A 14796-nucleotide genomic window follows, 5' to 3' on the forward strand; every position below is an offset into this window, starting at 1 on the left:
GAGTCAGGCTGTCTTGAGCAAAGCAGTCAGGCGGCCCACAATCAGCGGGTGCCCGACTATCAGATCGTTCGCGACGACGACCCGCGGTGTGCCGAGCTGGAAGCAGCCGGCTACCGCGTGGTCGCCGAGTCCTGGGCGGTGCGACTGTTCGACCCGGACCGCGAACTGCTGGAGTCCGCCGTACGCCGGGCCACCGCCGGCGGACTGACGATCCGCGAACTCGGACCGGAGTCGGCCGAGATCCTGCACAAACTCGAGAAGGCCAACGAGCCGGACTATCCCTACACGCCCGCCACGCATCGGGTGGTCGGCGACCTCGCCAAAACGCGCTCGCTGTGGCCGGGGTATCGCGTCTTCGGTGCGTTCGACGGCAACCGGCTCGTCGGTGCCACGGTGATCCGCCAGAAGGACGGCTTCGGCGACACGTTCTTCACCTCGGTCCTAGCCACCCACCGCCGCCGCGGCGTCGGCCAGGCCGTCAAGGCCGCCTCCATCCTCGCCTTCCTCGACATCGGCATCACCCGCTTCGCCACGGGCGGCGCGGCCGCAAACCAGGCCAGCCTGCAGGCGAATCAGTCGCTGGGGTATCAGCTCATGGAGCAGTGGCGGACGTACGCACCTGAGTAGATCGACCCCGCGTGCTACGCAGGGCTGGCCGCAGTACCTAGTGCAGGTCTTCGGACAACGACTTCGCGGCTTGGGTGAGCAAGGGGACGGCGCGTTCGACAAGGTCTTCGGTCATGCGGCCGGCGGGGCCGGAGATGGAGATGGCCAGGGGGGTGGGGGCGTCGGGGACGGCTACTGCGACGCAGCGGACGCCGACTTCCTGTTCGCCTTCGTCCATTGCGTAGCCGATGTCGGCGGCGTGGTGGAGTTGGGTGGTGAAGGCGTCGGGGGTGGTGATCGTGTTGTCGGTGTGCTTCGGCATGCCGGTGCGGTGCAGGAGATCGCGGACGGCCGGCTCCGGGAACTGCGCCAGGATCGCCTTGCCGACGGCTGTGCAGTGCGGGAGGACGCGGCGGCCGACCTCGGTGAACATGCGCATCGAGTGCCGCGACGGGACCTGCGCGAGGTACACGATCTGGTCGCCGTCGAGCATCGCCATGTTGGCGGACTCGCCGAGCTCGTCGACGAGCCGTGCCAGGTGCGGGCGCGCGAACACGCTCAGCATGTGCGACGAACTCTCTCCCAGACGGATCAACTTCGGGCCGAGGATGTACTGCCGGGACGGCTCTTGACGCAGGTAGCCGAGGTCGACGAGGGTTCGAACCAGCCGGTGGATCGTCGGCAGCGGCAGGCCGGAGGCCGTGGCCAGCTGGGACAGGCCCATCATCCCGCCCGCGTCGGCCATGGTCTCGAGCAGCCCGAAGGCGCGCTCGATGGACTGCACACTGCCGGTGCGGCCTTTGCCGCCGCCGTTCGTCTCCACCATGGACCTCCACCTTTCCGGATGTCGGAAGTTTAGCCCCAGATCCCGGAAGGTCCAGACGGTTGTGTCTTCCGCACAGTAGACATTAGTCTCCACAATACGGAAAAGGAGGCTGCATGAGCCTGGAGAATCTGCTGGCCGAGCTGGACCGGCGCCTGGCCGCCGCCGACGCGGCGCTGGCCGACGACTACCGGGGCGATCGCGGCGTCCGCCAGCCGATCCACACGGTGTACGTGCCGGCCGACCGGTACGACGTACGCACGGTAGGCGACTGGGGTGCGCAGGCGCGCGCGGCGCTCGAGGAGTACGCCGGATCCGCCGGCGAGTTCGCGAAGGTGCTGGATCTCCCGGCCGAATTCGCCGACGACGTCTACGACCGGGTCCGCGCGAAGCTGGAGCGCGAACCGATCGAGGACCTGCGGATCGACTTCGAGGACGGCTACGGCGACCGGCCGGACGACGAAGAGGATGCCGCCGCAATCGCCGCCGCCCAGGCCCTCGCCGCTAACCCGGCGACGCCTTTCCACGGACTGCGGATCAAGTCGCTCGAGGCCCCGACCCGCCGCCGCGCGCTCCGGACGCTCGACCTGTTCATCAAGGAAGCCACGATCACCGACGGCTTCGTCATCACGCTCCCGAAGGTGACCTCGGTCGAGCAGGTCGAGGCGATGGTGTTCGTACTCGAGACCCTCGAGCAGCAGTACGACGTACCGCGGCTGAAGTTCGAGATCCAGGTCGAAACCCCGCAGGCGATCCTCGGCGTCGACGGTACCGCGCTGATCGCCCGGATGATCAAGGCCGGCGGCGACCGCGTCACCGGGCTGCATTACGGCACCTACGACTATTCCGCCTCGCTCGGTGTCGCGGCGGCGTACCAGAGCATGGAGCATCCGGTCGCGGACCACGCCAAGGACGTCATGCAACTGGCCGCGGCCGGCACCGGCGTCTTCGTATCCGATGGTTCGACCAACGTTCTCCCGGTCGGCGACGCCGTCCACGATGCGTGGCGGCTGCATTTCCGGCTGGTACGGCGTTCGCTCGCCCGCGGTATCTACCAGGGCTGGGACATGCATCCCGCGCAACTCCCGACCCGGTTCGCGGCGACGTACCTGTTTTACCGGGAGGGCTTCGACCAGGCGGCTCGCCGGCTGCGCGCGTACCTGGGTGACGGCGAGTCGGGCTACCTCGACGAACCGGCTACTGCGGCGGCGCTCGCCGGGTTCGTACTGCGTGGCATCGAGTGCGGCGCGATCGACGAGACGGAGTTCGACACCACTGGTCTTGCCAAGCTGGCGCGCAGGGCGGTCCACGAGAGCTAGCCTCGCGACATGAGACTCGTTGCGGAGTTCACCACGGAACCCTTCGATGTCGAGGGGTCGCCGCCCGCGCATGCCACCGAAGCGCTGCGGGCGGCCGAGGAGGCCGGACTCGACTGCGACTTCGGCCCGCTCGGTACTCAGGTGAGCGGCGAGCAGCACCTGCTGCTGCCGGCGCTCCCGAAGGTGCTCGAAGCGGCGTTCGCCGGCGGCGCGAGCCAGGTGACCTTGCAGGTACGCCGCGATGCCTGAGCAGCACCCGCTCGTCGAGGCGGTCACGCCGCTGGTCGAGCGGCTGAACGCGGAGCTCGTCGCGCCGGGTGACGCGCGTGCAGACGACGTCCCGCTGCTGTGGGAAGGGGAGCCGGTCGCTGCCGTACGCCTGCCCAACCCCATCGCCAGCAGCCCGGCCGCCGCGGCCGCCGCGACCGGCACGACCGGCACGACCGGCGTGGGTTCAGCGGGTGGCTCGGGTGGTGTCCAAGGGCTGTTGGCGGAGGTCGCCGACGAGTTGGGTGGTCCGCTCGACCAGCTCTCCCGGCATGACAAGCAGCAGGCGGTGCTGATGCTCGAGGCGCGGGGTGCGTTCGAGTTCCGGAAGTCGGCGGAGATCGTGGCCGAGGCGCTCGGCGTCACCCGCTTCACCGTCTACAACTACCTGAACCGCGCCCGGTAGGTGGACCTGTGTGCATGCAAAACCCGCCTCAGGAGGCACATCGCGCCCCGTTCAGCCGGGTTTTGCGTGCGTGCAGAGCCAATCCACTTCAACAAACTGTTGACGCCGGGCGTAGTGGGTGTCACCCTCTCGTCATACGGAAAGTCGATTTCGGGATTCGAGAAGGTGTGTGATCCGTGGACCTGGAGGAGTTCAACTCCACTCCGGCCGACCGGCTGCGGCCGGCCCTGGCGGCCTGCTGCGACGTGCCCCGGTGGGTCGACGGAATCCTGGCCAAGCGGCCGTACGGCGACCTCGCCGCGCTGACTGCGGTTGCCGATCAGTCGCTGCGGGAGCTCGACGACGACGAGGTCGATCGTGCTCTTCAGGCGCACCCGCGGATCGGTGACCGGCCGCAGGCTGCGACCACCGAGGCGGCATGGTCGCGGTCCGAGCAGTCGGGTGTCGGCGACGAGCCGGGCGCCAGGCGGGAACTTGCCGAAGGCAACCGTCAGTACGAGGAGCGGTTCGGCCGGGTGTTCCTGATCTGCGCCACCGGGCTGTCCGCGCACGAGATGCTCACCAGGCTCCGCGAGCGGCTCACGCACGACGACGCGACCGAGGCGAAGGTAGTGCACGAGGAGCTGCGCAAGATCGCGCTGCTCCGGCTGGCCAAGGTGGTGGACGCATGAGCTCTCTCAGCACCCACGTTCTCGACACCGCTCTGGGTCGGCCGGCGCATGGCGTCCCGGTGCGGCTCTACCAGGGTGACGTCGTGCTGGCGACCGGTGCGACGAACGACGACGGGCGGATCGCGGAGCTCGCGCCGAAGCTGGAGCACGGTACCTACCGGCTCTGGTTCGACGTCGCGGCGTACGCGGCCGCGACGAGTCAGGACATCTTCTTTCCCGAGGTCTCCGTGACCTTCACGGTCGCCGACGAGCGGCATTACCACGTCCCGTTGCTGCTCAGCCCGTTCGCGTTTTCCACCTACCGAGGGAGCTGACTCCGATGGCCATCCACCTGGGAGCCAACCAGTACGGCAAAGCCGAGAGCCGCGTGGTCCGGATCTACCGTGACACGCCCCGCCACCAGATCCGCGACCTGAACGTCTCGTCCGCGCTGCGCGGCCACTTCGAGGCCGCGCACACGACCGGCGACCAGAGCGACGTACTGCCGACCGACACGCAGAAGAACACCGCCTTCGCGTTCGCGAAGGAGAAGGGTGTCGGGGCGATCGAGGACTACGCGCTGACGCTCGGCGCGCACTTCCTCGAGGCGTCGCCGGCAGCGGAGGGCGCGCGGGTCGCGGTCGAGGAGTACGCCTGGGAGCGGATCCAGGTCGACGGCCAGGACCACGACCACTCGTTCGTCCGGACCGGCGGCGGCGTGCGCAACACGGTCGTCAACGTCGAGGGGCGCGGCGCGGAGCGGAAGTCGTACGTCGTGTCAGGGATCAGCGATCTCGTCGTACTGAAGTCGACCGGGTCGGAGTTCCACGGGTTCCTCAAGGACAAGTACACGACGCTGCCGGAGACGAACGACCGGATCCTGGCGACGTCGCTGGTCGCCCGCTGGCGGTACGACCACACCGACGTCGACTGGGACAAGTCGTACGACGGGATCAAAGGGCTGCTGCTGTCGCGGTTCGCGACGATCCACAGTCTCGCGTTGCAGCAGACGCTGTACGGCATGGGTGAGGCGGTGCTCGAGCAGCACCCCGAGGTGGCCGAGATCAAGTTCTCCGCGCCGAACAAGCACCACTTCCTCGTCGACCTGTCGCCGTTCGAGGTCGAGAACCCGGGCGAGGTCTTCATCGCCGCGGACCGCCCGTACGGCCTGATCGAGGCGACCGTCACCCGCGACGACGCCAGCGATGCCGGCAGTGCGTGGCACGCCGTACCCGGGTTCTGCTGAGCATGTCCACCATCGTGATCGAGGGCGCCCAGGTGGCGACCCTCGATCCGTCCCGGCGCGAGTTCGTCGGGCACGTCGTTGTCGAAGGCAAGCAAATTGTTGCCGTTGGCCCCGGTTCCGCACCGTCGTACGACGGTGCTCGGGTGATCGACGGGTCAGGATGCCTTGTCACACCGGGCTTCGTGAACACGCACCAGCACCTGTACCAGTGGGTGACGCGCGGACTGGCGGCGGACGCGACGCTGTTCGAGTGGCTGACCACGTTGTACCCGGTCTGGGCACGGATCTCCGAGGAGACCGTGTACGTCGCAGCGCGGGCGGCGCTCGCCCAACTTGCCCGGACCGGATGTACTACGGCGGCCGATCACCACTACGTCTTCCCGCGCGAGGGCGGTGACCTGCTCGCGGCGGAGATCGCTGCGGCATCCGAGGTCGGGCTACGGTTCCATCCCGCCCGCGGGTCGATGGATCGCGGTCAGAAGGACGGCGGGTTGCCGCCCGACTCCGTGGTCGAGGACCGTGACGAGATCCTCGCTGCGACCGAGGCCGCGATCGACCGCTGGCACGATCCGTCGCCGGACTCGATGCTGCAGATCGTGGTCGCGCCGTGCTCGCCCTTCAGCGTGAGCGGCGAACTGATGCGCGACGCGGCCGAGTTGGCCCGGCGCCGCGGCGTACGCATGCACACGCATCTCGCCGAGACCACGGACGAGACGGAGTGGTGCCGGGAGACGTTCAACTGCACGCCTCTCGAGTACGCGGACCAACTGGGGTGGACCGGCAACGATGTGTGGTTCGCGCACGGCATCCACTTCGACGACACCGAGATCAAGCACCTCGGCAGTACCGGCACCGGCGTGGCGCACTGCCCCAGCTCCAACGCCCGCCTGGGCGCAGGTATCGCCCGCACCGCCGACCTGCGCGCGGCCGGCGCTCCAGTAGGCCTGGGCGTAGACGGTGCCGCCAGCAATGAATCCGGCAGCCTGGTCGAAGAACTCCGCCACGCCCTCCTCTTCGCCAGAGCCCGCGGCGGCCCTCAAGCCCTGACCGTGCGAGCGGCCCTGGAAATGGCCACCCTCGACGGCGCCCGCATCCTCGGTCGGTCGGACGACATCGGCTCCCTCGAGCCCGGCAAACTCGCCGACCTGGCCGTCTGGAACCTCAACACCCTGGCCCACGCCGGCATCCCCGACCCGATCGCCGCGCTCGTCCTCAGCACACCCCCGCCCCTCGACCTCCTCCTCGTCAACGGCCGGCCTGTCGTTGAGCAAGGCGCGGTCCGCACCGTCGACGAGCAGTCTCTGGCCGAGCAAACAGCACAGGTCCAGCGCAACCTGACGGCCTGAACCCCGTCGCGGCCTGGAGAGACGCTGCAGGTCGCAGTCGTCGCTCTGGGAGAGCATCACGATGCTGCGTGCGCAGGCGCGCCGGGAGATCCTGAGCTTCGACGACACCAGCTACCTGCTCGCTCACGACGTACCGGATCCGATCCAGCCGCGGGCGGGGCTACTCGCGACAGCACCTGAGGCGGCGAGTCCTCAGGTGCTGTCCCGAAGTCACGGGTGCAGGAGTTCGCCGTTGATCCAGACGGCCTGGACGTCGGCGGGGGTGCCCAGGGTGAAGATTCGGGCCAGGGCTTCTTCGGTGTCTTCGGCGTGGGTGATGGCGACGGCGAGGGGCGAGCCGTCGGTGGGGCGGAGGAGTTGGGCGTCGAAGTGCTGGCCGACGCTCAGGTGGCCCACTTGCGGGAGGTCCAGGGCCTCGGCGCCGGCGGCGGTGGAGAGGTAGAGCAGGTGGGCTGCGGTCAGCGGGCGGCCCTGGTCGGCCAGGAGTTGCTGGCAGAAGTACGCCTGGAGGCCTTCCTTCAGCAGCGAGAAGCCGGTGCCGGCGCCGACGTCGGATCCCAGGGCGACGCGTACGCCGTACTGCAGGTGCCGGCTGAGCGGGAACAGGCCGCTGCCCAACGCCGCGTTGCTGGTCGGGCAGTGCGCGACGGTCGCGCCGCCGACCGCGAGCATCTTGAGTTCGACGTCCGTGGGGTGGACGTTGTGGGCAAGCACGGTACGGCGGTCCACCAGGCCGTGGCGGTCGTACGTCGTGACGTAGTCGGCGCCGCCGAACAGGTCGGCGACGGATGCGATCTCGGCCTCGTTCTCGTTCACATGGGAGGTGAACAGGGCGCCGGGGATCGCATCCATCAGCTCACGGCAGGTCGCCAGGAGCTCATCGGTGCACGACAGCGAGAAGCGTGGCGTCACGGCGTACCGGTTGCGGCCGACGCCGTGCCAGCGGTTGGCGAGGGCGAGCGACTCGGCGTACGCACGGACCGGCGTGGTGAGGAGCTCCGGCCGCAGGAGGCGGTCGCTGAGGACCAGGCCGCTCGTCACCCGCAAGCCCACGCCCGATGCGGCGTTGAAGAGCGCGTCGACCGCATCGGAGTAGTGCGCGCCGAACACGAGCGCCGACGTCGTCCCGGCGGCGGCGAGCCCGCGGACGAACTCGTCGGCGACGCCGGTCGCATAGTCGACGTCCGCCATCCGGGCTTCCTCCGGGAGGGCGTACCGGTCGAGCCATTCGAGCAGTGGGAGGCCGAGGCCGCCGACCGCGCGGATCTGCGGGAAATGCACGTGGGTGTCGACGAAGCCCGGGAGTACGACGCCGTCGGTCAGGTCCACGACCTGCTCGGCGGGGTGTGCGGTCCGGATCTGCAGGAACGGGCCGCGAGCAACGATCACGCCGTCCTGGACCAGCAGGCCCGTGTCGCTGTCCACGCGCAGACTCCCGCCGTTGAACGGGTTCTCCGGCGTGTCGATGAACGTGCCACGGAAGATAGTCATGCCTTCGCCTCACGATGAGCCGACGCGGGGCGACGCTCGGCAGATTGGGCCGACACGGGATGCCGTTCGGCGGTAGAACGTTCGAGCAGCCAGGCGGCAACGCTGACCGCGATGACGGCCGGCTCCTTGCCGCTCACGCTGGGAATTCCGATCGGGGTGGTGATCCGCGCGATCGCCTCGCCGGAGTTGCCGTCCTCGGCGAGTTTGCGCTGGAAGCGCGTCCACTTGGCGCTGGACCCGATCAGGCCGATCGTGGCCAACGTGTCGTTGCGGATGGCGGCGTCGCAGAGCGCGGCGTCTTCAGCGTGGTCGTGCGTCATGATCACGGCGTGGGTGCCTGGCGGCAGTTCGCCGACGACGAGCTCCGGGAGCACCGGCACGTTGTGTACGTGGACCTGCGCCACCGCATCGTCCAGTACAGCAAGCCGATCCGCGGTCAGTTGGTCCGGCCGCGAGTCGACGAGATGCAGCTCGATGTCGTGCCGCGCGAGGATCCGCGCCAGCTCGAGCCCGACATGCCCGACTCCGAAGATTGCCACCGACGGCACCACAGGCAACGGTTCCAGCAACAGCTTCACCTCTCCGCCACAACACTGAACCCCGTGCTGGTACGGCGCTTTGTCCGACAACGCCGCCGTCAGCGTCTCCGGAACCGTGACCCCGGCCGCGATCAGCTCGCGTGAACGCTCCACCGCCAGCGCCTCGAGGTTGCCGCCGCCAACAGTCGCCCAGACGTTGTCAGCAGCAACAACCATCTTCGCGCCGGCCTCCCGCGGAGCGTGCCCACGCACCGACATGACGGTGACGAGAACGCCGGGCCGACGCCCCGCTCGCAGGAGCTGAATCGCTCGCATCCACTCCATCTCAGTCACCCGCCGGTTGCGGGGACGAGGCGCCGGTCCCGTCCCAGGACTTGCCGGAGCGGGCGCCGTCCAGAGCCCAGTAGACGGCCTCGGGCGTGGCCGGCGAAGGCAGGTCGACACTTGTTCCCGCGGGGCCGAAGGCGGCTGCGGCGTGCCGCAAGGCCTCGCGGACGGAGAAGGCCAACATGAGCGGCGGCTCGCCAACGGCCTTCGAGCCGTAGATGGCGCCGTCCTCGTGGGCCTTCTCCAGCAGACGGACGTTGAACACCTCTGGCATCTCCGAGAAGCTCGGGAGCTTGTACGTGCTCGCCGCCTGGGTCGCCAGCCGCCCGCGCCGGTCGCCGGTCGACTCGTCCCAGCGCAGGTCCTCGAGCGTCAACCAGCCGGCGCCTTGGACGAACCCGCCCTCGATCTGGCCGATGTCGATCAACGGGCTCAGGCTGTCCCCGACGTCGTGCACGATGTCGACCCGGCGCAACGTGTACGCCCCGGTGAACCCGTCCACCTCGACCTCGGCCGCCGCGACACCGTACGCGAAGTACTTGAAGGGCTCGCCGCGCATCGCGTTGGCGTCCCAGTGCAGGCCCTCGGTCCGGTAGAAACCGGCCGCCCACAGCTGCACCCGCTGCATGTAGGCCGCCCCAACGAGTTCGTTCCACGGCAGACCGTCACCGGACAACCCGCGTACGTCGCCGTTGACGAACCGTACGTCGGACGGGCTGATCCCGAGCCGCCCGCCGGCGACCTGCGCCAGTCGCTCCCGGATCTGCTCACACGCGTTCTTGATCGCCGCGCCGTTCAGATCGGCGCCGGACGACGCCGCGGTCGCGGACGTGTTCGGCACCTTGTCGGTACGCGTCGGCGCGAGCCGTACGCGCGCCAGCGGCACCCCCAACGTGGTGGCGGCGACCTGCAGCATCTTCGTGTGCAGACCCTGGCCCATCTCGGTGCCACCGTGGTTGATCAGTACCGACCCGTCCTTGTAGACGTGGACGAGGGCCCCGGCCTGGTTGAACGCGGTCAGGTTGAACGAGATCCCGAACTTCACCGGAGTCATCGCCAATCCACGCTTCACATGCTCGTGCGACGCGTTGAAGGCCTCCAGAGCATTGACCCGCTCAGCAACGTCACCACCCGCGATGACCTGACTCCAGCACGACTCGAGGCGATCCGCGTGCCGCACCGGTTGCCCGTACGGCGTGGAGTCGCCCGGCTGGTAGAAGTTCCGCCGGCGCAGGTCCAAGGCGTCGTACCCGAGCAGCGGCGCGCACCGCCCGAGGATGTCCTCGATCACCAGCATCCCCTGCGGCCCGCCGAACCCGCGGAACGCGGTCTGCGAGGTCTTGTTGGTCTTCGCGATCTGCCCGTCGACGCGGACGTGCGGGATCTCGTACGCATTGTCAATGTGACACATGGCCCGCGCCAGCACCGGCTCCGATAGGTCGAGACTCCACCCGCCGTCCGCGGTCAGAGTCGCATCCAGCGCGACCAGCCGGCCGTCCTCGGAGAACCCGACCGTCCACGAACTGTGGAACCCGTGCCGCTTCCCCGACATCGTCATGTCCTGCGTCCGGTTCAGCCGCAACCGCACCGGCCGCCCGGTCAGCGTCGCGCCGAGTGCGGCGATCGCAGCGAATCCGTGCGGCTGCATCTCCTTGCCGCCGAAGCCACCACCCATCCGCAGGCACTGCACCGTCACGGAGTGACTGGCCAGCCCGAGCACATGCGCAACGATCTCCTGCGTCTCCGAGGGATGCTGCGTACTCGACTGCACGAAGATCTGCCCGTACTCGTCCACCAGCGCCAACGCCGCGTGCGTCTCCAGGTAGAAGTGCTCCTGTCCAGCGAACTCGAACTCCCCGCTGAACACGTGCGCCGCGCCAGCCATCGCCCCCTCGACGTCGCCGCGCTCCAGATGCCGCCCGATGCCCTGGAAGCTGCCGGCCTCGATCGCCTCGCGAACGCTCACCAACGACGCCAGCGGCTCGTACTCAACCTCCACCGCCAAGGCCCCGAGCCGCGCAGCCTCTAGCGTGTCCGCAAGCACCCAACACACCGCATGCCCGTTGAACATCACCTCACCCGGGAACAACGGCTCGTCGTGCTTCACGCCCGCGTCGTTCACCCCCGGTACGTCATCCGCGGTCAGCACACGCACCACACCAGGTACGTCGTACGCCGGCTTCACGCGCAGCGCAGTCACCCGCGCGTGCGCATGCGGCGACTGAACCGGCCACGCATGCAGCACGTCCTTCGTCCGCATGACCAGATCGTCTGTATATAAGGCGGTTCCGGTCACGTGCAGTGCGGCACTCTCGTGCGGCATCGGTACGCCGACGACCGGCTGGAGCGGCCGCTCCGACAGCGAGCTCATGCCTGCACCCCCTGGAAGTAGAACCGCAGCAACGACTGGCCGAGCATCGCCGAGCGGTACGACGAGCTCGCGCGGTGATCGTCCATCGGCGTACCCTCCGCCGCCATCACGCCCGCCGCGATCCGCACGGTCTCCTCGGTCCACGGCCGGCCGATCAAGGCGGCCTCGGCCTCGCGGGCCCGCAACGGAGTCGCCGCGACGCCGCCGAGCCCGATCTTCACGTCCGCGACCACGCCATCGTCAACGGTGATCGCATAACCGATGGCCACGCTCGAGATGTCGTCGAACCGTCGCTTCGCGATCTTGTGGAACGCAGCCATAGGTGCCAAGGGCAACGGAATCACGATCGTCTTGATCAGTTCGTCGGCAGCCTTCATGGTCTGCCGATAGCCGGTGAAGTACTCCGCCAGCGGCACCACCCGCTCGCCCCGCCGGGACGCCAGTACCAAGGAAGCGTCCAGTGCCAGGAGTGCGGGTGGGGTGTCTCCGATGGGGGATCCGGTCCCCAGGTTCCCGCCGATCGTGGCGCCGTTGCGGATCAGGCGCGAGGCGAACTGCGGGAACAGTTCGTCCAGCAGCGGGACCCGCCCCGCCAGTCGCCGCTCGATCTCGGTCAGCGTGAGCGCCGCACCCAGCCGCACCTCGTCGGCGCCGACGGAGAACTCGCGGAGCTCTTCCAGGCGGTCGATCGCGATCGTCAGCGGGGGGCGCGAACCGAAGATGTTGACCTGCACACCCAGATCGGTCGAGCCGGAAACTATCACCGCATCGTTCCGGTCGCCCAGGACCGTCAGGACTTCGCTGAGCGATCCGGGCCGGATGAACTCGCCCTCGGGCGACGCCATGCCGGTGGGTGCCGGGGCCGGTGGGGGCGAGTCGCGGCGTACCGCGATGGCGTCGTTCTCCGGCGGGTCCTCGAGCGCGTAGGCGGCGTCGCGGATCGGGCGGTAGCCGGTGCACCTGCAGAGGTTGCCGCTGAGCGAGTGCAGATCGAAGCCGTTCGGCCCGTGCTCATGCCCATCGCCCTCACCACAAGTACGGCCCGGGCGGTAGTACTCCGCGGCCATGCTGCAGACGAAGCCCGGTGTGCAGTAGCCGCACTGGGAGCCGCCACGGACCGCCATCTCACGCTGCACCGGGTGTAGCGCGTCCGCCGAGCCGAGGCCCTCCGATGTGACCAGCTCCTGGCCGTCGAGGGACGCGATCGGCAGCAGGCACGCGTTGACCGCGATCCACTCGGTCGGGGCGTCGACACCGGTCCGGGCGACGAGGATCGAGCAAGCGCCGCACTCGCCCTCAGCGCAACCCTCCTTGGCCCCGGTCAGACCGCGGTCACGCAGCCAGTCCAGCACCGTGGTGTGAACGGCGATGTCGCCGAGAGCGGTGAACTCGCCGTTCACCGTCACAGCGGGGGCGCGCAGTGCTTGTGTAGTCATCGGTTGCTGCTCCAACGGGTACGGGCGCTGTGGATCGGGTTGGCATCGGAGACGAAGTCGTCGAACCGGTAGCCGGCGATCTTCGCGATCTCGAGCAGCGCGGCGGCGTGCTCCTGGTTCTCGCAGTTGTCCAGCCGCTCGCGGCCCTGCTCGACGATCCGGTCGTACGACTCCGCATCGCGGACCGAGATCACCAACGGGAACCCGAACCGCTCCTCGTACGCCGACGTGATGGCCGCCAGCGCGTCCCGCTCCGGATCGCCGAGGAAGGTGAGGCCCTTGTCCGACTGGTCCCGCAGCGACGCTTCCCCGCTGAGGCCGTCGGCCACGAACTGCGACCCGAGCTGCGGGTACGCCTGGATCAGGTCGCGCTGCTCGTCCCGCGAGCCGGAGAACAACGCCTCCTGGAACGAGCGCCGCAGCGCGTGCGTGTCGGCGTACGGCCGCATGTCCCAGGCCCGCTCGACGGCCCAGCGCGGACCCTGGAACAGGCCACCGAACGTCTCGACGAACTCCTCGCGGCTCATCTTGTTCACCTGGTCCAGCCGGACCGTGTCGCCCGGCTGCCCCGCGACCGCCGGGCCGAAGTTCTTGCCGACATGGTGGAACAGGATGTTCAGGAAGATCGCGGTCAGGCTGCCGAGCGTGATGCCGCTGCCGAAGATGATCTCGGCCCAGTCCGGCACGGCCTGTGCGACCTGCGGCTGGGCGGTCACGTACATGGCCAGGCCGACGCTCGTCGCGACGATGACGACGTTGCGGTGGTCGTGGAAGTCGACCTTGGTCAGGGTCTGGAAGCCGACCACGGCCACGGTGGCGAACATCGCCAGCGCCGCGCCGCCCAGCACCGGGTGCGGTACGCCGGCCACGATCGCGCCGGCCTTCGGCAGCAGCCCGATCACGATCATGATCGCCCCGGCCGTCGCGACCACCCAGCGGCTGCGGACCCGGGTCAGCCGGACCAGGCCGACGTTCTCGGCGAAGCAGGTGTATGGGAACGAGTTGAAGATGCCGCCGATCGTGGTCGCCAGGCCGTCGGCCCGCAACGCCCGGGCGATGTCCTCGCGGCCGATCCGCTTCTCGACGATCTCGCCGGTCGCGAACACGTCACCGGTGGTCTCCACCGCGGTGATCAGCATGACCACGACCATCGAGATGATCGCCGCCACCGAGAACTTCGGCCAGCCGAAGTAGAACGGTGTCGTCACCCCGGCCCACGCCGCGTCCCCGACCGCGCCGAAGTGCGCGTCGCCGAAGGCCCAGGCCACCAGCGTCCCGGCCACCAGGCCGATCAGTACGGCGATGGTCGCCATGAAGCCCTTGAAGACCCGCTGGATCAGCACGATCAGGGCCAGCGTCCCCAGTGCGTAGGCCATGTTCTTCGCACTGGTCGGTGCGGCGTCCGGGCCGGCCCCGCCGACCGCGTCGCCGGCCGCGACCGGAAGCAGCGCCAGGCCGATGATCGTGATCACCGAGCCGGTCACGACTGGCGGGAAGAACCGGATCAGCTTGCTGAAGTACGGCGCGATGAAGAAGGTGGCCAGGCCGGCGACCAGGACGGCGCCGTAGATCACCAGCAGACCGTCCGTCCCACCGCCAGCGGCCAGGCCGATCGCGATCATCGGCGACACCGCGGTGAACGTCACGCCCTGGAGCAGCGGCAGCCGGACGCCGACCTTCCAGAACCCGACGGACTGGATGATCGAGGCGATGCCGCAGGTGAACAGGTCGGCGTTGATCAGGTGGATGAGCTGCTCGGTGCTGAGACCGATCGCGCTGGCGAGCAGGATCGGTACGATCACCGCTCCGGCGTAGAACGCCAGCACGTGCTGGGCGCCGTACACCGCCAGCTTGCCCGGAGGCAGCAGCTGGTCGACGGGGTGGCGGCTGGTCTGCCGGCTACTGGGTCGCAGGACTGCCTTCATCGGGACACGCTCCTCGGGGTTTTGACCTGCACCCGAGCATCGGC

At 68.9% G+C, this 14796-nt stretch carries 14 protein-coding genes; 8 read left to right on the forward strand and 6 right to left on the reverse strand.

What is annotated here, in order from left to right; genetic code table 11:
• The first annotated feature begins 48 nt into the window (after positions 1-48).
• Positions 49-627, forward strand: a complete 579-nt coding sequence (locus tag OHA18_RS16175) for a GNAT family N-acetyltransferase (protein WP_329004917.1) — start codon at positions 49-51, stop codon at positions 625-627.
• A gap of 37 nt (positions 628-664) precedes the next feature.
• On the opposite strand, the gene OHA18_RS16180 is transcribed toward OHA18_RS16175, so the two are convergent.
• Positions 665-1432: an IclR family transcriptional regulator gene (locus OHA18_RS16180; protein WP_329004918.1), complete on the reverse strand. Its 768-nt coding sequence runs from the start codon at positions 1430-1432 to the stop codon at positions 665-667.
• Between the two features lie 113 nt (positions 1433-1545).
• Here OHA18_RS16180 and OHA18_RS16185 point away from each other — a divergent pair, with 113 nt between their 5' ends.
• The 7 genes from OHA18_RS16185 to OHA18_RS16215 all read left to right on the forward strand — a co-directional run bounded on the left by OHA18_RS16185 (position 1546) and on the right by OHA18_RS16215 (position 6663).
• Positions 1546-2748, forward strand: a complete 1203-nt coding sequence (locus OHA18_RS16185; protein ID WP_329004919.1) for a DUF6986 family protein — start codon at positions 1546-1548, stop codon at positions 2746-2748.
• A 9-nt stretch (positions 2749-2757) separates the two neighbouring features.
• Positions 2758-2997 (forward strand): thiamine-binding protein, encoded by a 240-nt coding sequence (locus OHA18_RS16190; RefSeq protein ID WP_134106168.1) that lies wholly within the window; start codon positions 2758-2760, stop codon positions 2995-2997.
• Positions 2990-3421 (forward strand): helix-turn-helix domain-containing protein, encoded by a 432-nt coding sequence (locus tag OHA18_RS16195; protein ID WP_329004920.1) that lies wholly within the window; start codon positions 2990-2992, stop codon positions 3419-3421. The genes OHA18_RS16190 and OHA18_RS16195 overlap by 8 nt, the downstream gene beginning before the upstream one ends.
• Positions 3422-3597: 176 nt before the next feature.
• On the forward strand, positions 3598-4092 hold the full coding sequence (uraD, locus tag OHA18_RS16200; RefSeq protein ID WP_329004921.1) for a 2-oxo-4-hydroxy-4-carboxy-5-ureidoimidazoline decarboxylase: 495 nt from the start codon (positions 3598-3600) through the stop codon (positions 4090-4092).
• A complete protein-coding gene (gene uraH, locus OHA18_RS16205) occupies positions 4089-4406 on the forward strand; it encodes a hydroxyisourate hydrolase (RefSeq protein WP_329004922.1) in 318 nt (105 codons plus the stop codon). Before uraD (OHA18_RS16200) ends, uraH begins: the two co-directional genes overlap by 4 nt.
• A gap of 5 nt (positions 4407-4411) precedes the next feature.
• Positions 4412-5317, forward strand: coding sequence for a factor-independent urate hydroxylase (gene pucL / locus OHA18_RS16210; protein ID WP_329004923.1), 906 nt, complete (start codon positions 4412-4414; stop codon positions 5315-5317).
• Between the two features lie 2 nt (positions 5318-5319).
• Positions 5320-6663: an 8-oxoguanine deaminase gene (locus OHA18_RS16215; RefSeq protein ID WP_329004924.1), complete on the forward strand. Its 1344-nt coding sequence runs from the start codon at positions 5320-5322 to the stop codon at positions 6661-6663.
• A gap of 210 nt (positions 6664-6873) precedes the next feature.
• On the opposite strand, the gene guaD is transcribed toward OHA18_RS16215, so the two are convergent.
• The 5 genes from guaD to uraD (OHA18_RS16240) are packed head-to-tail and all read right to left on the reverse strand — an operon-like array spanning position 6874 to position 14752.
• Positions 6874-8154, reverse strand: a complete 1281-nt coding sequence (gene guaD, locus OHA18_RS16220) for a guanine deaminase (protein ID WP_329004925.1) — start codon at positions 8152-8154, stop codon at positions 6874-6876.
• On the reverse strand, positions 8151-9008 hold the full coding sequence (xdhC, locus tag OHA18_RS16225) for a xanthine dehydrogenase accessory protein XdhC (protein WP_329004926.1): 858 nt from the start codon (positions 9006-9008) through the stop codon (positions 8151-8153). The genes guaD and xdhC overlap by 4 nt, the downstream gene beginning before the upstream one ends.
• A 10-nt stretch (positions 9009-9018) precedes the next feature.
• Positions 9019-11391, reverse strand: coding sequence for a xanthine dehydrogenase molybdopterin binding subunit (gene xdhB / locus OHA18_RS16230; RefSeq protein ID WP_329004927.1), 2373 nt, complete (start codon positions 11389-11391; stop codon positions 9019-9021).
• Positions 11388-12827, reverse strand: a complete 1440-nt coding sequence (locus tag OHA18_RS16235; protein ID WP_329004928.1) for a xanthine dehydrogenase small subunit — start codon at positions 12825-12827, stop codon at positions 11388-11390. Before OHA18_RS16235 ends, xdhB begins: the two co-directional genes overlap by 4 nt.
• Complete coding sequence (gene uraD, locus OHA18_RS16240) at positions 12824-14752, reverse strand: 2-oxo-4-hydroxy-4-carboxy-5-ureidoimidazoline decarboxylase (protein ID WP_329004929.1); 1929 nt, start codon at positions 14750-14752, stop codon at positions 12824-12826. Before uraD (OHA18_RS16240) ends, OHA18_RS16235 begins: the two co-directional genes overlap by 4 nt.
• Between the last annotated feature and the right edge of the window lie 44 nt (positions 14753-14796).

Origin of the sequence: Kribbella sp. NBC_00709 (assembly GCF_036226565.1) — a bacterium.
Taxonomy (GTDB): Bacteria; Actinomycetota; Actinomycetes; order Propionibacteriales; family Kribbellaceae; genus Kribbella.

What these genes read in the sequence shown, in the direction of transcription:
- xdhB (WP_329004927.1), bottom strand. Translation starts at nt 11,391, where the DNA reads ATGAGCTCGCTGTCGGAGCGGCCGCTCCAGCCGGTCGTCGGCGTACCG.
- OHA18_RS16180 (WP_329004918.1), bottom strand. Translation starts at nt 1,432, where the DNA reads ATGGTGGAGACGAACGGCGGCGGCAAAGGCCGCACCGGCAGTGTGCAG.
- OHA18_RS16185 (WP_329004919.1), top strand. Translation starts at nt 1,546, where the DNA reads ATGAGCCTGGAGAATCTGCTGGCCGAGCTGGACCGGCGCCTGGCCGCC.
- xdhC (WP_329004926.1), bottom strand. Translation starts at nt 9,008, where the DNA reads ATGCGAGCGATTCAGCTCCTGCGAGCGGGGCGTCGGCCCGGCGTTCTC.
- OHA18_RS16215 (WP_329004924.1), top strand. Translation starts at nt 5,320, where the DNA reads ATGTCCACCATCGTGATCGAGGGCGCCCAGGTGGCGACCCTCGATCCG.
- OHA18_RS16190 (WP_134106168.1), top strand. Translation starts at nt 2,758, where the DNA reads ATGAGACTCGTTGCGGAGTTCACCACGGAACCCTTCGATGTCGAGGGG.
- uraD (WP_329004929.1), bottom strand. Translation starts at nt 14,752, where the DNA reads ATGAAGGCAGTCCTGCGACCCAGTAGCCGGCAGACCAGCCGCCACCCC.
- OHA18_RS16195 (WP_329004920.1), top strand. Translation starts at nt 2,990, where the DNA reads ATGCCTGAGCAGCACCCGCTCGTCGAGGCGGTCACGCCGCTGGTCGAG.
- guaD (WP_329004925.1), bottom strand. Translation starts at nt 8,154, where the DNA reads ATGACTATCTTCCGTGGCACGTTCATCGACACGCCGGAGAACCCGTTC.
- pucL (WP_329004923.1), top strand. Translation starts at nt 4,412, where the DNA reads ATGGCCATCCACCTGGGAGCCAACCAGTACGGCAAAGCCGAGAGCCGC.
- uraH (WP_329004922.1), top strand. Translation starts at nt 4,089, where the DNA reads ATGAGCTCTCTCAGCACCCACGTTCTCGACACCGCTCTGGGTCGGCCG.
- OHA18_RS16235 (WP_329004928.1), bottom strand. Translation starts at nt 12,827, where the DNA reads ATGACTACACAAGCACTGCGCGCCCCCGCTGTGACGGTGAACGGCGAG.